This window comes from Thauera sp. 63, assembly GCF_000310165.2.
GTDB classification, from domain to species: domain Bacteria; phylum Pseudomonadota; class Gammaproteobacteria; order Burkholderiales; family Rhodocyclaceae; genus Thauera; species Thauera humireducens.
In genome coordinates this window covers 213,519-230,628 of sequence record NZ_AMXC01000002.1, presented here as the reverse complement: position 1 = coordinate 230,628, position 17,110 = coordinate 213,519, and the positions used below count along the sequence as shown (strand labels likewise).

At 66.7% G+C, this 17,110-nt stretch carries 18 protein-coding genes and 1 tRNA gene; 6 read left to right on the top strand and 13 right to left on the bottom strand.

Features of this window, described 5'->3' with window-relative positions; translation table 11 throughout:
* The first annotated feature begins 36 nt into the window (after positions 1-36).
* Entirely contained in the window at positions 37-1,326 is a 1,290-nt protein-coding gene (locus C664_RS03260) for a saccharopine dehydrogenase family protein (RefSeq protein WP_004253213.1), read from the top strand.
* A gap of 206 nt (positions 1,327-1,532) precedes the next feature.
* On the opposite strand, the gene C664_RS03255 is transcribed toward C664_RS03260, so the two are convergent.
* The 8 genes from C664_RS03255 to C664_RS03220 form a co-directional block, all read right to left on the bottom strand.
* Entirely contained in the window at positions 1,533-3,158 is a 1,626-nt protein-coding gene (locus C664_RS03255; RefSeq protein WP_004253211.1) for a methyl-accepting chemotaxis protein, read from the bottom strand.
* A gap of 147 nt (positions 3,159-3,305) precedes the next feature.
* Positions 3,306-4,718 carry a YdgA family protein gene (locus tag C664_RS03250; protein ID WP_004253209.1) on the bottom strand — a complete coding sequence of 471 codons (1,413 nt, stop codon included), beginning with the start codon at positions 4,716-4,718 and terminating at the stop codon, positions 3,306-3,308.
* A gap of 192 nt (positions 4,719-4,910) precedes the next feature.
* Positions 4,911-5,342 carry a flagellar basal body-associated FliL family protein gene (locus tag C664_RS03245; protein WP_004253208.1) on the bottom strand — a complete coding sequence of 144 codons (432 nt, stop codon included), beginning with the start codon at positions 5,340-5,342 and terminating at the stop codon, positions 4,911-4,913.
* 96 nt (positions 5,343-5,438) lie between these two features.
* Positions 5,439-5,756, bottom strand: a complete 318-nt coding sequence (locus C664_RS03240; protein WP_004253205.1) for a J-domain-containing protein — start codon at positions 5,754-5,756, stop codon at positions 5,439-5,441.
* An 11-nt stretch (positions 5,757-5,767) separates the two neighbouring features.
* Complete coding sequence (locus tag C664_RS03235; protein ID WP_004253203.1) at positions 5,768-6,604, bottom strand: Rossmann-like domain-containing protein; 837 nt, start codon at positions 6,602-6,604, stop codon at positions 5,768-5,770.
* Positions 6,605-6,650: 46 nt separating this feature from the next.
* Positions 6,651-8,267 (bottom strand): VWA domain-containing protein, encoded by a 1,617-nt coding sequence (locus C664_RS03230; protein ID WP_004253200.1) that lies wholly within the window; start codon positions 8,265-8,267, stop codon positions 6,651-6,653.
* Positions 8,268-8,279: 12 nt separating this feature from the next.
* Positions 8,280-9,728, bottom strand: coding sequence for an AAA family ATPase (locus C664_RS03225; protein ID WP_004253197.1), 1,449 nt, complete (start codon positions 9,726-9,728; stop codon positions 8,280-8,282).
* Between the two features lie 7 nt (positions 9,729-9,735).
* Positions 9,736-10,122 (bottom strand): DUF2237 family protein, encoded by a 387-nt coding sequence (locus C664_RS03220; protein WP_038010855.1) that lies wholly within the window; start codon positions 10,120-10,122, stop codon positions 9,736-9,738.
* A 278-nt stretch (positions 10,123-10,400) separates the two neighbouring features.
* Between C664_RS03220 and C664_RS03215 the strand changes: the two genes are divergently transcribed.
* The 5 genes from C664_RS03215 (at position 10,401) to C664_RS03195 (ending at position 12,615) form a co-directional block, all read left to right on the top strand.
* On the top strand, positions 10,401-11,018 hold the full coding sequence (locus C664_RS03215; protein WP_004253192.1) for a response regulator: 618 nt from the start codon (positions 10,401-10,403) through the stop codon (positions 11,016-11,018).
* 223 nt (positions 11,019-11,241) lie between these two features.
* The gene (locus tag C664_RS03210; RefSeq protein WP_004253188.1) at positions 11,242-11,643 is read left to right on the top strand and encodes a response regulator; all 402 of its coding nucleotides are present in this window, start codon (positions 11,242-11,244) and stop codon (positions 11,641-11,643) included.
* On the top strand, positions 11,644-12,003 hold the full coding sequence (locus C664_RS03205; RefSeq protein WP_004253185.1) for an Hpt domain-containing protein: 360 nt from the start codon (positions 11,644-11,646) through the stop codon (positions 12,001-12,003).
* A 72-nt stretch (positions 12,004-12,075) separates the two neighbouring features.
* A tRNA-Ser gene (locus C664_RS03200) sits at positions 12,076-12,166 on the top strand.
* A gap of 215 nt (positions 12,167-12,381) precedes the next feature.
* Complete coding sequence (locus C664_RS03195) at positions 12,382-12,615, top strand: DUF3079 domain-containing protein (protein WP_004253182.1); 234 nt, start codon at positions 12,382-12,384, stop codon at positions 12,613-12,615.
* Positions 12,616-12,626: 11 nt separating this feature from the next.
* Here the strand turns inward: C664_RS03195 and arsB are convergent, their stop codons facing one another.
* The 5 genes from arsB to C664_RS03170 are packed head-to-tail and all read right to left on the bottom strand — an operon-like array spanning position 12,627 to position 16,868.
* The gene (gene arsB, locus C664_RS03190; protein ID WP_004253178.1) at positions 12,627-13,658 is read right to left on the bottom strand and encodes an ACR3 family arsenite efflux transporter; all 1,032 of its coding nucleotides are present in this window, start codon (positions 13,656-13,658) and stop codon (positions 12,627-12,629) included.
* A 1-nt stretch (position 13,659) separates the two neighbouring features.
* Positions 13,660-14,166 (bottom strand): arsenate reductase ArsC, encoded by a 507-nt coding sequence (locus C664_RS03185; protein WP_004253176.1) that lies wholly within the window; start codon positions 14,164-14,166, stop codon positions 13,660-13,662.
* A gap of 48 nt (positions 14,167-14,214) precedes the next feature.
* A complete protein-coding gene (locus C664_RS03180) occupies positions 14,215-14,547 on the bottom strand; it encodes an ArsR/SmtB family transcription factor (RefSeq protein ID WP_004253172.1) in 333 nt (110 codons plus the stop codon).
* Between the two features lie 18 nt (positions 14,548-14,565).
* Positions 14,566-15,819 carry an organoarsenical effux MFS transporter ArsJ gene (gene arsJ, locus C664_RS03175; RefSeq protein ID WP_004253170.1) on the bottom strand — a complete coding sequence of 418 codons (1,254 nt, stop codon included), beginning with the start codon at positions 15,817-15,819 and terminating at the stop codon, positions 14,566-14,568.
* Positions 15,820-15,824: 5 nt separating this feature from the next.
* A complete protein-coding gene (locus tag C664_RS03170; protein ID WP_004253167.1) occupies positions 15,825-16,868 on the bottom strand; it encodes an ArsJ-associated glyceraldehyde-3-phosphate dehydrogenase in 1,044 nt (347 codons plus the stop codon).
* Positions 16,869-17,110 lie beyond the last annotated feature (242 nt).

Here is a 17,110-nt window from a genome sequence, read left to right as displayed (position 1 = left end):
CGAAGTGCGGTCAAACCAGAGTGATGGGAGATGTAAATGAAGCGTAATGTCCTGATTATCGGAGCGGGCGGCGTGGCTCACGTGGTGGCGCACAAGTGCGCACAGAACAATGCCCTTCTCGGCAATATCCACATTGCGTCGCGCACGCTCGCAAAGTGCCAGGCCATCATCGATTCCATCGAGGACAAGGGCAGCATGCAGCAGCCGGGCCAGCTCAAGGCCCACGCCCTCGACGCAATGGACGTCGAGGCGACCAAGTTCCTGATCCGCGCCACGCGCAGCCAGATCGTCATCAACGTCGGCTCGCCCTTTCTCAACATGTCGGTGCTGGCCGCCTGCATCGATACCGGCGCGGCCTACATCGACACCGCGATCCACGAGGACCCGGCCAAGGTGTGCGAGACGCCGCCCTGGTATGCCAACTACGAGTGGAAGCGCCGCGAGGCGTGCAAGGACGCCCGTGTCACCGCGGTGCTCGGTGTCGGTTTCGACCCCGGCGTGGTCAATGCCTATGCGCGCTACGCGGTCGACCACTGCTTCGACCAGGTGGAGTCGATCGACATCATCGACATCAACGCCGGCAGTCACGGACGCTACTTCGCGACCAACTTCGACCCGGAGATCAACTTCCGCGAGTTCACCTCCACCGTGTGGTCGTGGGAGGACAACGCCTGGAAGGCAAACGCGATGTTCGAGCATCGCAAGGAATGGGACCTGCCGGTGGTCGGCAGATCGGCCGCCTACCTCACCGGCCACGACGAACTGCACTCGATGTCGCAGACCCTCGGCGTGCCCAACATCCGTTTCTGGATGGGTTTCGGCGAGCACTACATCAACGTCTTCAACGTGCTGAAGAATCTCGGCCTGCTCTCCGAGAAGCCGGTGCGCACCGCGCGCGGCCAGGAGGTGGTGCCGCTCGAGGTGGTGAAGGCGGTGCTGCCCGACCCGGCCTCGCTCGCGCCTGACTACACCGGCAAGACCTGCATCGGCGATCTGATCAAGGGCACCCGCAACGGCCAGGCCAAGGAAGTGCTGCTGTACAACGTGTGCGACCACGAGGCGTGCTACCGCGAAGTGGGCAGCCAGGCGATCTCCTACACTGCTGGCGTACCAGCGGTGGCGGCGGCGATGCTCATCGCCGACGGCACCTGGGACATCGGCGAGATGGCCAACGTCGAGGAGCTCGATCCGCTGCCCTTCATCCAGCTGATGAACGGCATGGGGCTGCCGACCCGCATTCGCGACGCCGCGGGCGACCGCCTGCTCGATCCCGAGCGCGAAGTCGGTTTCAGCCGCGAGCAGCGGAAGACCGCCAGCGCAAGGTAAGCTCGAAGGGCTGCCTCGGCAGCCAGATCGGTCGTCCTGGCCCCGCCTGCCCGGCAATGATCCTGACAGCATGGAAAACCTGCCCCCATGCCTCGATCATTCCGGCGCAGGCGTACTCAGCGGATAGACGATCACGGCCAGAGACCCCGCTTCCTCGAGGCTGGCGATCAGCGAACGCCTCGACGGTAAACCGCGCCCGATGTCCCTCAACCAGGCAAGCCGACCCTGAACCTGTGCACGATCGACAGCATCCGGGCCGACATCTGGCGCATGTTGTCGGCCAGCGCGCTGGTGGTTGCGGCCGTATCGGCTGCCTCGGCCATCAGCCCCGCGATGGTATCGGAACGCCTCAGGATGTCGCTGCCGGAGAGATAGCCGGCCTGAACCTGGCCGCCGATGTCACCCACCACCGCCGTGACCTTGAGCGACGACGCCCGCACCTCGTCCATCGCGGACTTGGCCTGAGCGGCAAGCGCGATGTTGCGCCGCAGATCCGCCTCGACGCGCCGTATCAGGGTCGTCGACTCGGCTGACGTGGTATTGATGGCGGACACCTGCTCGGTGATCGCGCGTGTGGCCGACGTGACGCGTTCAGCCAGCTTGCGCACTTCGTCGGCGACGACGGCGAAGCTGCGACCGGATTCGCCAGCCCGGGCGGCTTCGATGGCGGCGTTGAGTACGAGGAGGTTCGTCTGGTCGGCAATGTCCCGGATTTCGCCCACCAGCGTCGAGATGCTCGCGCCCACCGACTCCATCGCATAGACGCGATCTGCCGCAGCCCCCACGCTCGCTGCGAGCGCATTGATGTCCTCGACCGTGCGGCCGGTCGCCTCACTGCTCGTCATGGCACGTTCGCGGGACGATGCAGCAAGCTCACCCGCGGTATTCGTCGCCGTTTCGATCTGTTCGATCTGATCATGCACCGCCCGCGCCGCGCCGCGGATCTCCACGGTCGAGCCCTTGCCCTCGTCGGCGATGCGGGACACCTCCGTCGCCGAGCGCTGCATCTCGTGCGCGATGACCTCGTTGTCGCGAATGACGGCCGCCATCTCGCCGAGCGCCGCGCTCACGGCCTCCATGAGCATGTTGAAGGTGCGAACGGCCTGTCCAAGCTCGTCATCGCGACCGACCGGAACGCGCTGCGTGAAATCCAGGTCCGTCGCGATGGCATGCATCTTGGCCTCCATCACCCGCAAGGGCCCCACGATCCGCCGGTACAGGCGAACACCGAGGATGAGCAGCAACAGCACCGTGACGGCAAGCGCAATGCCCATCAGTGTCCGCGCATCCTGCTGCGCCGTCTCCAGCGCCCGCACCGCCTCGTCGCGCGACCGCCCCTTCTCGACGAGCAGCGTCTCGAGCACTTGCTCGATTTCCCGGATGTGGGGCTCGGCATTGCCGGATATCACCGCCTGGGCCAGCTCGACCTGATCACCGCCCACGAACGCCAGCGCCTGCTCTCCGGCCTCGACATAGTGCTGCAGGCTCTCCCGAATCTGGCTGATGAGCCCGAGCTGCGTCGGGTCGGACGTGTAGGCCAGCTGCTCGGAGACGCGCTGCGCAATCTGGGCATGCCCTGACTGCACACGCTCGCGAAGCTCGGCGGTCGACAACAGGTCCGGCGCCCGAAAGGCCGAGACGGTCGTCTCGTTGTAGAGGACGACCCTCGACCGCAGCTCATTGGCGGCAGCCAACGCAGGAATGGCGCGATCGGTCAGATCCCGCGTCAGCTCAGCGGTGCGCTTGAGCTGGAGAAAGGAAAGCACGGAAAGCCCGATCAGGGCGGCGATGGTGACAACGAGCAAGCTCACCAGTTGGTGTCGGATCTTCATCTAGTTCACGGCGAAAGCGGAGCGCCGTGGAATCTAGATGCGGATTGCGTCGGCTCTGTGACAGACAGCCCGACGCACCGACCGAGCTGTGACGTGCTGCACAGTGATCCTCGGATTTGGAGCGCTTATGACCGGGGTCGTGTCGCCTCAGCGCCCGCCCATCGCCAGCGGATTGAACGGCCTGCCATTCACCGTCAGCTGCCCCTGGGAGAACGCCGCGCTGGTCTTGACCTGATCGCCCTGACGCTGGAGATAGCCCTGGGCTTCCAGCAGCTCGAGCTGCTGCTGCAGCTGGGCGGCCGCGAGGTCTGCCTCTTCCGGGTCTTCTGCCTCGTTGCTGGCGAACGCCAGGAGCAGGCCTTGCGGCACCGAAAGGTCGGCGGAGGCGCGCAGCTTGGCGAGCAGCATCAGCGGATTGCTCAGCTCGTCGGGCTGGACGCCCTTGAGACTGACTTCAGCCGACAGGGCCGCCGTGCCGTGGGGGCTGGTGAAGCTGATGCGGTCGATGCTGAACTCGGGGTCGTGGGCCAGCAGCGTCATCGCGGGTCCGGCAAGGGGCGCGAACAGCGCCGCCGGGTCCTCGGTCTGCAGGGCGAGCTGGGCAGGATTGCCGCTGATCTCCAGCAGCTTGCGATACAGATCCATCAGCGTGCGCCCATGCAGGTGCTTGATCGAGAAGTCGTAGTGTGCGGGGCCGTAGTCGACGTCCGCCACGCGCAGCACTTCGGTACCCATCAGTGCCTTGATGTCGAGGTACTCGCCTTTGCCCGGCATATCGATGTCGTAGCTCAGGCGCTCCAGCTCGAAACGGGTGTCGCCGAGCTCGCCCTCCTCCTTCGCCTCGGCCTTCATCGAAGCCACCGTCGCGCGCTGCTTGCCGGCATACAGCCAGGCTTCGTCGTCGAACAGACGATACTGGTCCGCGTCGAACACCAGCCCCGACAGCTCTATCAGCATGTCGGGGTCTTCCATCGACAGGCCGTCTGCCGTCCCCTTCATCGTGTAGCTGCGCATCCCGGCGCTGAAATCGATGTCGGCCTTGAGGCCGCTGAAGCCGATGCGCAAGGCCTGGCCCGTGCCGTTGGGCACGGCAAGCTCGAAGGCGGGGCTGGTCATCGCCGAATGTCCGCCGCCGTCGAACTTCACCACGGTGCGCGCCACCAGCGGCGCCTTGCCGCCCAGCGACTCGCGCAGCGCAGCGCCGACCTCGCCTTCCAGCACGACTTCGCTGTCGAGCATGGCTGCGGCAAGCGTTTCGAAACCGGGCACGGGACCATGCTGGATGCGGCTGCTGATGGTCATGCGCAGCGGCTCGCCCGCCTGCACCGTGCCGTCCTCGGCCGCCACCGGCATCGCCATTTCAAAGCTCACCTTCTCGGTGCTGCTGAACACACCGCGTTCATAGGTCCGCTCGCTGACCTTCAGCGAAGGGTGCGACTTCATGTCCGCATAGTGCTCGTCCAGGACCGCCTGGATGCGTTGGCCGGAAAACCACGTGGCGGCGGGGTAGATCAGCGCGATCGCGACCAGCGCGGTCGCAATCTTGGTAGGACGGCTCATGCTGTGATTCTCCTTGTTCGATCGGGGCGATCTGCTTGGCGGCGGCGTCAATCGAGCGCTGCCACGAACGCTGGCGTAGCGTGCTGCACCGCAAAACGGCGCACAGTATATGCGAATGCATTAGGCGATAGCAGACGACGAAGCGCGGGCGCCAGAGACACGGGGCGCCGCCTCCGCGCCCCGCCTGGCACGTCAATCGACCGTCGTCGAGATGATCTCGTCGAAGAACACCGTCACGATGTCGGACGGATTGCCGGTGTTCCGTTGCACAAGCTGCTGGACATGGGTCGTGAGCGCGGATTGCAGCTGCAGCTTGCCTTCGGTCGTCTCGAGCGCGTGAACCGGGTGCGCCCCGCCGAGCGCCTGGATGCCGTCCTTGACCTCTGCGGCGATCCGGTCAACCAGCTCGCACGCGTCGCGCGTGGCGCACGCAACGGCGGGATTGATGCGCGTCATTCCACCTTCGGAACGGAACACGACCTGCCCAATGCGGGCATGGTGGCGTTCGGGCAGCACGCGGTCGCTATCCGCCGTGTTCGAGCCCAGCGTGGCGATGCCGTAGATGAGCAGCAGCAAGACCAGCACGAGACTGGCGACGACTGCGGTGAGGATCCTGTCCGACATCAGGCGCTTCCATGGCTTCAACGGACTCGCGATTGTGACATTGACAACGCCGTTCCGCGGCGTGAGCAATGTCACGCTCGGCGCATCACAGCCCGGTCAGGGCCCGCTGCGCGCAATCTCGCCCAGTTGCACGATCAGCATCGCCAGCCGGCGCCGCAGGGCGCTGCGCCGTTCGCCGTCCTCGAGTTCGCCAATCTCGGCGCGCAACTTCGCGATCTCCTTGCGCAGGCCGACCTCGGGCGGACTGAAGCCTGCATTGCGCAAGACCTTGTTCGCCATGCGCTGCTCGGGCGACACGAAGAGCTCGTCGTCGAGCACCAGGGGCTTGCCCGCGCCCGGCAGATTGTCGAACTCGCCGCGACGCAGCGCATCCGCGATGCGCTGTTCGGCCAGGATGTCGTAGATGGACGGCATGGCGCGGCCCGTCACGCCACCGACCAGTGCCGATCGGCGACGGCCCAGTCTTCCGGCGTGAGGGCGAACTTGTAGGCGAACCCACCCCAGGCCGCCCCACTGCGCAGCGCATCGACGAAGCCCGCGCGGTCGCTCACCCAGCTGCCGCCCACGACACGTACGCCGCGCGCGAACAAGGGATCGGGCAGGCAGCCCGCGCTCGGGCCGATGAGCGCGATGCGCGTCGCGTTGCGACAATGCGCCAGCATGCGATCAACCGAGTGATTGAGCAGGATGGTGCTGGTCGACAGCACCTTGTTGCAGCCTTCGAGCTCGGCCGCGTCGAGCGTGACGCGGTAGCCGTCGTACTGTCCGGCGTAGTCCGGGTTCAACTCCACCACCGTCAGTCGCGCACCCGCGGCGGTGACCTGCTTCAGCAGAGGGGAGAACAGCCCGACCATGCCGATGTGGTCACCAGCCTGCGGGGCGATGCCGCCGATCGAATCGGTGGCCCTCGGCGGCGCAAAGCCGATGCGGTCCATGACACTGCGCGACAGCGCGTTGGCCGCGGCGAAACCGAGCGTACGCCGCAGGTCGGTGGCACCGCCGACGAACTCGCGCGCAAGCTGCAGGGCATCCATGCCGGCCACGCCCGCCCGGTCGCCCGCAGCGCACAGCCGCGTGAGGGCGTCGTCGAGCAGCACGTAGGCGATGCCGAGCGCGCCGTCGTCGAGTTCCAGCGCGCAGAATTCGCCATTCTTCGACGCAGCCGCCTCGGGCGGCGGCAAGTGGAGCGCACGCACGCGCGGCACGGGGTGGCCGGCCGTGGCGCGTTCGAGTTCGGCGATGAGATCGGAAGCGAAGGTCATGGGCGAGATCCCGGACACGGTCTGTGGGTTGGCTTCAGGCAGGTGGTCACGACGCCGCGTCGCGACGCCGACCGGCGCGCACCGCCGCAGCAGCGGTTTCGGGCGACTGCGTGCGGGCGAGATTGTCCGGCGTGCGCAGCGCACCAGGAAAGTAGTCCGCCGTCAGCCTGCTCGAATGCACGGGCGAGCCGCCCCCCTCGCCCCCCTCGCCGTGGCAGCCTGCCTCGACCGCCGGGCCGAAGCGGCGCCATTCGCGCACCCAGAAGATCGCGTCGCTCAGCTCAAGCAGGCCGATGGTTTCGCGGTCGCCGATCAACACCCCCTGCACGCGGAGCCCCTGTTCACGGCGCACCTGCTGCAGACGCGCCGCCACCGCGGGGGTGGCGCCGAATTCACCGTCGGAGGCGATCAGCAGGTCGGCCAGTCGCCAGTCCTCTTCCTGCAGCCGCGCGAGGGCGTGCTCGATCGGGCCGCAGATGTCGGTGCCGCCGTGGAAGCCCTGACCGAGAAAGCGTGCAAGCTGCGCGACACCGGAGGGATCGAGCGCCAGCAACATCTCGACCACCTCGCCCTCACCGCCAAACGCGAAGACGCGACAGGGCCTGCGCTGCGCGTGGGCGGTGCGCACCGCCTCCAGCACCACGGCCTTGGCCACCGCCTCGGCGCCACCCTGCATCGAACCCGAGGTATCGACGCAGACCAGCATCGGTCCCATCGCAAGCCGCGGGGCCGGCGCCGGACGCGGCTGGGGGCGCGGCACCGGCAGAGGGTGGTGATGCCGCTCGCGCAGACGGTCGTCGTCTTCATAGCACAGCAGCGTACGTTCGGCGCGACGGGCATGCCAGACGAAGCGCAGGCGGGGATGGCCGAGCAACATGGCCTCTGCCGGCAGCATGCGCGCCAGACGATCGGAACGATGCACGCCGCGTGTCTCCCCCGGCATGTCGGGTACGCGCTGCGTATGCGCGTCGGCCTGCAGCGCCAGCGCCGGCATCATGACGCTTTGCCTGTGCTGGCTGTCGGTCGGCGCCGGATCGACCGGCTGAGCCCGCCCGAGGCTGCGAATGAGTCGTGCCAGCTCGGGCAATCTCTCGACGAGCCTGCGGATGCGCACCACGTCCTGCCACTCGCGGCTGCGCAGCAGGCCGCGCAAGGTATCCCAGCGCGTGTTCTTGAACAGGTCGCCCAGCTCACCGAAGGCCGCGACGAGCTCGTCGATCTCGCCGCACCGTTCGGCCCAGTCGGCATGGAAGGCCTCGACCGCGATGCGCGCCGCCGCGGCCTCGCCTGCACCGCGATCGCGGTAATCGACAATGAGGTCGAGATGGAACAGCAGGCTCTGCAACACCAGATCGGCGAGATCGGCATGCGCCTCGCAGTAGCGCGCCAGCTGCAGGTGGTCGAAGCAGGTCTTCAATGGTTCGCGTAGCACAGGCGCGGGCCAGTCCGCGTCGGACGACGGCCCCGGTGCAAGGCGATCAAGTGGATTCACGCCCTGCGCCAGCAGTCCGCGCCACGTCTGCAGGGCCAGCAAGCGGGGTTCCAGCCGCCCACCTGCGTGCGTCATGCCGCCGAGCCACAGGGCGCGCGGCAAGGCGTCGAGCACCGCCAGCCGGGCTTCGAGGGGCTCGAACAGGCAGGGCATGGGGCGCACCTCTTCCATCTGGCCTCGCCCTCAGTCGGCGAACGGTTCGTGCGCGACCGGCTCCGGTGCGCTTCCTGCCCCTTCCGCAAGACGGGGAAGCGACTCGAACCCGGCGCGGGCCTCGCTCGCGCGGACCTGGAGTGCATCGAGCGCAGCGGCCACACCTTCCAGCACCGTCTGCGCCTGCTCGGCGAAGCGCGGCGGCGCCCACAGGCTGCCGGCCCTCCAGTCCGCCAGCGCCGCGCGCTGGGCCGCCAGCTCACGCTGGTAGCGGGCGATGCGTTCAAGCAGTTCGTCGATCTGGCGCGTGCGTGCGCCGATGTGCAATGGGCCGTAGCGGCGCTGGCGCGAATAGCTCATGCGCAGCGCGCCCGCCCCGCCCTTGGCATCGCCAATCGCACCCGCAAGCGCCTCGGCCTGCTCCTGCGCCTGCCCGATCGCGGAGAAACGCAGCCGGCCGGCCTCGTCGTAGTCGAGGTCGTTGGCCGCACGCTCGGCGCTCAATTGGGCCTCGAACGCCTCGACGATGCGGGTCAATCGCGGTGGCGACCAGACCGCCCGCACGCCCAGGCGCGCCGCCAGCCACGCGGCGATCTCGCCCTGCTCGCCCGCATCGGCCGCCACGCAATACGGTGCCAAGGCAAGATCCCATGCCGAAACACTGTCGCGCCCCTCGCAGGCTGCCGCAGTGCGCAGCAACTGCCCGAGCTTGACCCAGCGCCGATCGGAGACGTAACTCCCCCGCTCTGCCTGCCAGGTCCGCAAGGCACCGAGGTGGCTCAGCACCTCGTCCGGCAAGGCGACCTGCAGCGCAGCCTGCGACAGGGCGGCACGCTCGGCAGCCGACAAGGCCGCAGGCATGGCGACGCCTGCCTCACCCACGGCGACCGAGGCCGCGTCGAGCATCAGACGCTCGAAGCCGCCCGCGCTCACCGGCCCCACGCTCAGGCGCACGAGGAAACGGTCGAAGAAGGCTTCCGCCACTTCGTCCTCGGGCACGGCGTTGGTGGCGCCGATGACACTCACCAACGGACAAAGCTGGCGACCTGCGCCGTTGTCGAACTCTCGCTCGTTGAGCAGCGTCAGCAGGGCGTTGAGGATGGCGCTGTTGGCCTTGAACACCTCGTCGATGAAAGCCACCGTGGCATCGGGCAGGAAACCCGCGGTGTGACGCTCATAGCGATCCTCCTCCAGCGCACGGATGGACAAGGGACCGAACAGCTCTTCCGGCACGGTGAAGCGCGTCAGCAGTCGCTCGAAATAGCGGGCGTCACGAAACGCCAGATGCACGCGGCGGGCGAGTACGCTCTTAGCCGTGCCCGGCGGACCGATCAGCAAGGTGTGCTCGCCGCTCAGTGCCGCAAGCAAGGCCAGTCGGAGCGGCAGTCGGCGCTCGACGAGCCCCGCTTCCAGCGCGACGAGAATCGGCGACAGCCGTGCCGGCCAGTCGTGGGCAAGTACGGCGGCCTGGGGCGCCATGGCGGGCTCAGTCCCGCGAGCCCGCCGCGGTGCCGAAGGCGTGCGCCTTGAGGGTGTCGAGATCGACGATACGCAGAGCCGACTCGTGCGTGGCCTCGAGCACGACCGGCGGCGCAACCCCCGCCTCCCATGCTTCCTTCCAGCGCAGCGCGCACAGGCACCAGCGGTCACCCGGTTTCAGGCCGGCAAAGCGGTACTCGGACCGAGGCGTCGACAAGTCGTTGCCGGCACTGCGCGAGAAAGCCAGAAACGCTTCACTAACCCGCACGCAGACGACGTGACGGCCGGCATCCTCCGGCCCCGTCTCGCAACATCCTGTCCGGTAGAACCCGGTTAGCGGGGCGTAACTGCAGGCCAGCAATGGCCCACCCAGAACGTTCTTCGATGTGTTCATGCAGACCCCCGAGGTCGCGTCACATTCCATCCAGCCCAGCGCGAGGCCAGGCATCAAGCCGACGCCAGCGCGCGGAACACAATTGTACCGCCACTCTGCCGGCTCGCCGAAGGCCCCTTGCGTATCACCGCGGTGCGGCGCAAGCACGCATCCAAGGGTCATGTGCGCTGGTCAGATCACCCATTTGTAAGAATAATTTGGCCCGGTCAAAATTGGGTTTGCCGCAATCGACCCAATGCTGTTATTTTCACTGTTTTACGCATTTCGTCGGATCACAAATGGCGCGCAACGCTGACTCCACACGCGAATTCATCAGCACCGCTCAGGCCGCCCGCCAGCTCGGACTTTCGCTCGGAGCGGTCCAGCAGATGGTCGAGAGCGGAACCTTGGCAGGCTGGAAGACGGCCGGCGGCCACCGCCGCATCCGTCAGGACTCGGTCGATGCGCTCCTCGCCCGCAGCCAGCATACGGGCAGCGCCCGTCCGCGCAACAACGGCGCCAAGCTCCGGGTGGTGGTGGTCGAAGACGACAGCCTGCTGCAGCAGGTGTACCGCGAAACCTTCGGCGAATGGACGATGGATATCGAGTTGTGCGTGTTCGATCACGGCCTCGACGCCCTCGTTGAAGTCGGCCGCGAACCGCCCGATCTGCTCATCGCAGACCTGCGCATGCCCGGCCTCGATGGCTTCGAGATGATCCGGCGCCTGCGCGAGAACCCGCTCGCCAGCGAAGTCGCCATCGTCGTGGTATCTGCCCTCAGCGCTGAAGAGATCGCGGCCGAAGGTGGCCTCCCCGAGGACGTCACCGCGTATCGCAAGCCCGTCCCCTTCCACGAACTCCACGGCTACATGCAAGCGCTGGTGGCGCAGCGCCGGCGCACCCGCACGACCGGCTGACGCCGGCCTCGGCCGGGGTCGATGCGCATGTTGCGGTGATGTGGCGCGCAGACTCGCCGACGGACCGAACGCCGAGTCAGGGCTACCGAACAGACGCCGACTCGAAAACCCACGCTGCAACCCTGGAACCGGACTCCGACCGTTCGGCGATGACGAAGGACAACCGGTTAGCGCTACACTCGCCGCATGTGGCGGGTCGGTCTTCACGGCCACGCAGCTTCGAATGTTCCGCCCGGCGAATCGACTGATGGATATCGACCAGAACCTGGCCTTCGTCACCGACGATAACGCAATCAACGTCAAGGTCGCGACTGCGCTCATGCAACGCCTCGGCTGGCGCATCGAGGCGTTCGAAGGCGCCGCCCCGATGCTCGACCGTCTCCAGTCGGTTCGACCTGCAGTGATCCTGCTGGACATCTCGATGCCGGACATCGGCGGCGAAGAGGCGTGCGCACGAATCCGGAGCAATCCGGAATGCAAGGATGTCCGTATCGTTGCCTACACGGCACATGCGATGAACGAGGACATCGACCGTTTTCTGGCCGACGGTTTCGATGCGGTACTGATCAAGCCCGTCACGGTCGCCGCCCTGACCCAAACCATCGGCAGCCCCGGGAGCCATTGAATGCCGGAAGGAAGCTACACGCACTTCGCCCCTCAGGCCCTGCTTCACGACCTGTTCGACAACGAGGCCGTCGTCGCCAGCGTGCTTGGCGCGTTCGCGGATTGGCATGATGGTGCGCAGGCCGACCTTCAGGCCGCGGCGTCAGCCGGCGATGCGCTGGCGCTGGCCCGGGTGACGCACACCGTGCGCGGTACGCTGGCCCAGCTCCACGCCAGCAACGCCGTCGAGATCGCGCAGCGCATCGAATCGCGCTGCAAGCAGGACGGTTCCGTCTATCGCCCGACCGAAGCGGATGTCGCCCCGCTAAAACATGAACTGAAGGCCGTGCTGGCCGAAGTCAAGACCTACTTGGCTGATTGAAGCACGCGCCTCTCGCCTCACATCTTTTTCTTCCTATGCCCGCCTCTTTCGGCTATACTGCCGGGCTTCGATGGACAGGTGGATGAGTGGTTTAAGTCGCACGCCTGGAAAGCGTGTTTGGGATAATATCCCAACGCGGGTTCGAATCCCGCCCTGTCCGCCACCGAACACCGGAAAGCCCTGATTCTTCAGGGCTTTTTCTTTTTCTAGCTGGCGTTCTGCATCAGGCTCTACGGGCCGACGAGGCAACGGCAGAGCACCCTCGTCGGGCGGAGTGCACGGGATCTCCAAAGCAAAACCTTCCAGACTTGATTGCAGTCAGTGCATTGACTGCGGCAAAGGCTTAGCCTTGGGCACTCCCCTTCTGCAGGGCTTCCCATGGTCAAGAAGTTCCCCCTCCACCCGAAGCACCCCGAGCGCATCTGCTGGGGTTGCGACAAGTACTGCGCAGCAGACGCCCTCGGGTGCGGCAACGGTTCTGGGCGCACCATGCACCCTGCGGAAATGCTTGGCGACGACTGGTACATGCATGGGGACTGGGGCCTCGACCTTCCCGAGGACACCCCCGACCCCAGCCGCGCCGCCGATCCGCAAGCAAACAGCTCGCGCTAGCGCGGTTTCGCTCAGCGCCGCGCGATCGGCGCTGGAAACCAGTACCGCGTGCGGTTGACGATCGCCACCAGCGACAGCATCACCGGCACTTCCACCAGCACGCCGACCACGGTTGCCAGCGCCGCGCCCGAGTTCAGCCCGAACAGCGAGATCGCCACCGCCACCGCCAGCTCGAAGAAGTTGGACGTACCGATCAGGCAGGCCGGCCCCGCCACGTTGTGCGGCAGCTTCATCGCCTTCGCGGCGACATAGGCGATCAGGAAGATGCCGTAGCTCTGCACCAGCAGCGGCAACGCGATCAGGCCGATCACCAGTGGTTGCGCCACGATCGTACGTGCCTGGAAACCGAACAGCAGCACCACGGTGGCGATCAGGCCGACGATGGACCAAGGCTTCAGCCGGCCGACGAATTCAGCGACTGCCTGTGCCGAACGGCGTTCGAGCACGTGCCGGGTCGCCATGCCGGCCACGAGCGGCAGCACCACGTAGAGCACCGTCGACAGCAGCAGCGTCTCCCACGGCACGGTGAGATCGGTGACACCGAGCAGGAAGGCGGCGATCGGGGCGAAGGCAAACACCATGATGAGGTCGTTCACCGACACCTGCACCAGGGTGTAGTTGGGATCGCCCTTCACCAGCTGGCTCCACACGAACACCATCGCGGTGCACGGCGCCACGCCGAGCAGGATCATGCCGGCGATGTACTCGCTGGCCGAAGCCGGATCGACCCAGGGCGCGAAAAGATGCTGGAAGAACAGCACCCCCAGCGCCGCCATCGTGAAGGGTTTGATCAGCCAATTGACCACCAGGGTCAGGAGCAGGCCCTGCGGCTTCTTGCCCACGTCCTTCACCGCATGCCAGTCGATCTGGATCATCATCGGGTAGATCATCACCCAGATGAACACGGCCACCACCAGATTGACCTGGGCGAACTCGAGACCGGCAACCGTCTGGAAGGCGCCCGGCGCGACCAAGCCCAGGCCCACCCCCCCAAGAATCCCCAGCCCCACCCACACGCTGAGGTAGCGTTCGAACAGCCCCATCTCAGCCCTCTGCCGGCGTCTGGCCGATGCGGTCGATCTCGTGCTGGATGGCGAGGCGGTCGAGCTTGGCCAGCGGCAGGCTCGTAAACAACCGCAGGCGGTTGAGGAGCTGATTCTGCGTCAGGCTGAAGGCGTCGCGGCGGCGCTGCTCGCTGCCTTCGACCTTCACCGGGTCCGCGACACCCCAGTGTGCGGTCAGCGGCTGACCCAGCCACACCGGGCAGACCTCGCCGGCAGTCTGGTCGCACACGGTGAAGACGAAGTCCATCTGCGGCGCGTCGGGGCGGGCGAACTCATCCCAGCTCTTGCTGCGCAGCGCGCTGACGTCATAGCCCTGTCCCTGCAGCACCTGCAGGGTCATCGGGTGCACCTCGCCCCGCGGCATGCTGCCCGCACTGTAGGCCTGGAACCGGCCCTTCCCGATCTGATTGAGGATGACCTCGGCGATGATGCTGCGCGCCGAGTTGGCCGAGCACAGGAAGAGCACGTTGTAGATCTTGTCGGACATGGGAGACTCCAGTAATCGTTATGAGCCCGGATCGGGCGGTCTTTCAGTTCAGCAGTTCAATCCCGAGGCACAGGCATCGACGCCGCACAGCGCGGGCGCCCCCGCGCAGCACTCCTCGGTGAGGTAGGCGACCAGTTCGCGCATCAGCGCCATGTTGGCGCGGTAGCGCTGGAAGCGGCCTTCCTGCTCGGCCGACACCAGGCCCGCATGGGTCAGCGTCTTCAGATGGAAGGACAGGTTGGTGGGCGGGACATCGAGCGCGGCCGACAGCTCGCCCGCCACCATGCCCTCGGGCCCGACGCGGACCAGCAGGCGAAAGACGTCCAGCCGGATGCCCGAGGACAGGGCCTCGAAGATCGGCAGCGCAGTGTTCTTTTCCATATTCGTTCTCCAGATTGCTCAGGACTCCACCCGGGCGGCATCGTGACGTGCCAGCGGCAGGGCCAGCGTCGTCAGCCAGCAGATCAGCAGCATCACGGCTGAACCGATCAGCGCATACAGCAGCCCGCCCCACTGGTACAGCAGGCCCGACAGCAGCGTGCCGATGAAGCGGCCGAGCGCGTTGGCGGCGTAGTAGAAGCCGACATCCTCGGCCGCCTTCTCCGAGCCTGCATAGGCGAGCACCAGGTAGGAATGCACCGAGGAGTTGACCGCAAAGGCAAAGCCGAACAGCCCTAGCCCGCCGACCACCACCCATTCCAGATTCGGCGCCTGCAGCCACACCGCCGCCGCCAACGCCGCCGCAATCAAGGCCAGCAGCGCCGACCACAGCCGCGCCGCCGGCACCTCATGGCTGAGGCCGTCGGCACTGCGGCGCACGATCTGCGGCGCCAGCGCCTGCACCACGCCGTAGGCGATGGTCCACGCGGCGAGGAAGGTCCCGACCATCGTGAAGGTCCAGCCTGCCGAGTACAGGAACACCGGCACGCCGACCACGAACCACACGTCGCGCGCACCGAACAGCACCACCCGCGCGGCGGCCAGGGCGTTGATGCCGGGGTTCTTGGCAAACAGTTCGCGCACCGACCTCGAGGCCTTCTTTCTGCCCATCATCGGCGGCAGCGACAGCAGCACCCCCGCGAGCACCAGCGCCAACAGCCCCGCCATCGCCCACAGCGCGCCGCGAAAGCCCAGGGTCTCCAGCAGCAGGCCGCCAAGGAAGAAGCCGATGCCCTTCATCGCATTCTTGCTGCCGGTGAACCACGCTACCCACTTGAAGAGTTGCCCCGGGCTTCCCCCTTGGGCCTCGGCCTTCGCCTCCGCCTGGGTGATCTTGATCGCCGACTTGCTCGCGGTCTTGGTCAGGTCCTTGGCCACGCCGCAGATGCCCTGCGCCACCACCACCCAGGCCACCGCCATCGCCGCCGTCCAGCCCGGATCGAGCACCGACAGCAGCACGAAGCCGACAATCTGCGTCACCAAGCCCACCGCCAGCATGCGCGCGATGCCGTAGTGCGTCGCCAGCCAGCCGCCCACCAGGTTCGCCAGTACACCTGCCGCCTCGTAGAGCAGAAACAGGAAGGCGAGTGTGAAGGGCGAGTAGCCGAGCCGATAGAAATGCAGCAGCACCAGCATGCGCAGCGCGCCGTCGGTGAGCGTGAAGCCCCAGTAGGCGGCGGTGACGATGGCGTAGTTGCGCGCGGCGTGTTGCATGGTTTTCAGATGCCCACGGCGTCCATGTGGCAGGCGAGGTCGACCATGCGGCAGGCGTAGCCCATCTCGTTGTCGTACCAGGCGTAAACCTTGAGCAACGTGCCGTCGGTGACCATGGTGGAGAGCGCGTCGACGATCGAACTGCGCGTATCGCGCGCGTAATCGACGCTCACCAGCGGGCGCTCCTCGTAGCCGAGGATGCCGGCGAGCGGACCTTCGGCCGCGGCCTTGAACAGCGCATTCACCTCCTCCACCGTGGTCTCGCGCTGCAACTCGAACACGCAGTCGGTGAGCGAGGCGTTCAACACCGGCGCGCGCACCGCATGGCCGTTGAGCTTGCCCTTCAACTCCGGGTAGATCAGCGCAATCGCGGTGGCGCTGCCGGTGGTGGTGGGCGCCAGGCTCATCAGCGAACTGCGCGCGCGGCGCAGATCCTTGTGCGGTGCGTCGACCACCAGGTTGGTGTTGGTGGGGTCGTGGATGGTAGTGATCTGGCCGCGGCGGATGCCGAGGTTCTCATGCACCACCTTCACCACCGGCGCGAGGCAGTTGGTCGTGCACGAGGCCGCCGTGACGATGCGGTCGCGCGTCGGATCGTAGCGCTCGTGGTTGATGCCGACCACGATGTTGAGCACGCCGCCGGTCTTGACCGGGGCGGCCACGATCACGCGCTTGGCGCCGCGATCGAGATGCCCCTGCAGGGTCTCGGGGGTCAGGAACTTGCCGGTGCATTCCAGCACCACGTCCACGCCCAGTTCGCCCCAGGGGATCTCCGCGGCGGTCGCATGCGACGAGAACGACAGCGTACGATCGTCGATGCGGATCGCGTCCTCGCCCTCGGCGCGGAGGTCGGCGCGCCACTTGCCCTGCACGCTGTCGAAGGCCAGCAGGTGGGCGGTCGCCGCCGCTCCGCCCTTCAGTTCGTTGAGATGCACGACTTCCAGGCGGTTGCCGGCGCGCGGATCGTCCGCCTGCCGCTCCGCCGCGCCCATCGCCGCACGCAGTGCCAGCCGCCCGATGCGGCCCATGCCATTGATGCCCACTTTCATGTACGGTCTCCGTTCAACAACGTTTTAATATTAGTTGAATTATTGCCGCGAATTATGACCGTTTCTTTGCAGGCAGCCTGAGCGCGGACATAAAGACCGCGCTGACACGCCACGCCCCGCCGCTGCCTATTTGTGAGGCATCAGCGTCGTTCCCAGGACGGCCGCGCCCTGCCGGCACTTATCCACAAGTCGCCCCACAAGCCTGTCCCCACCGGCTGGGGAAAACCTCCCATGCCGCTTGC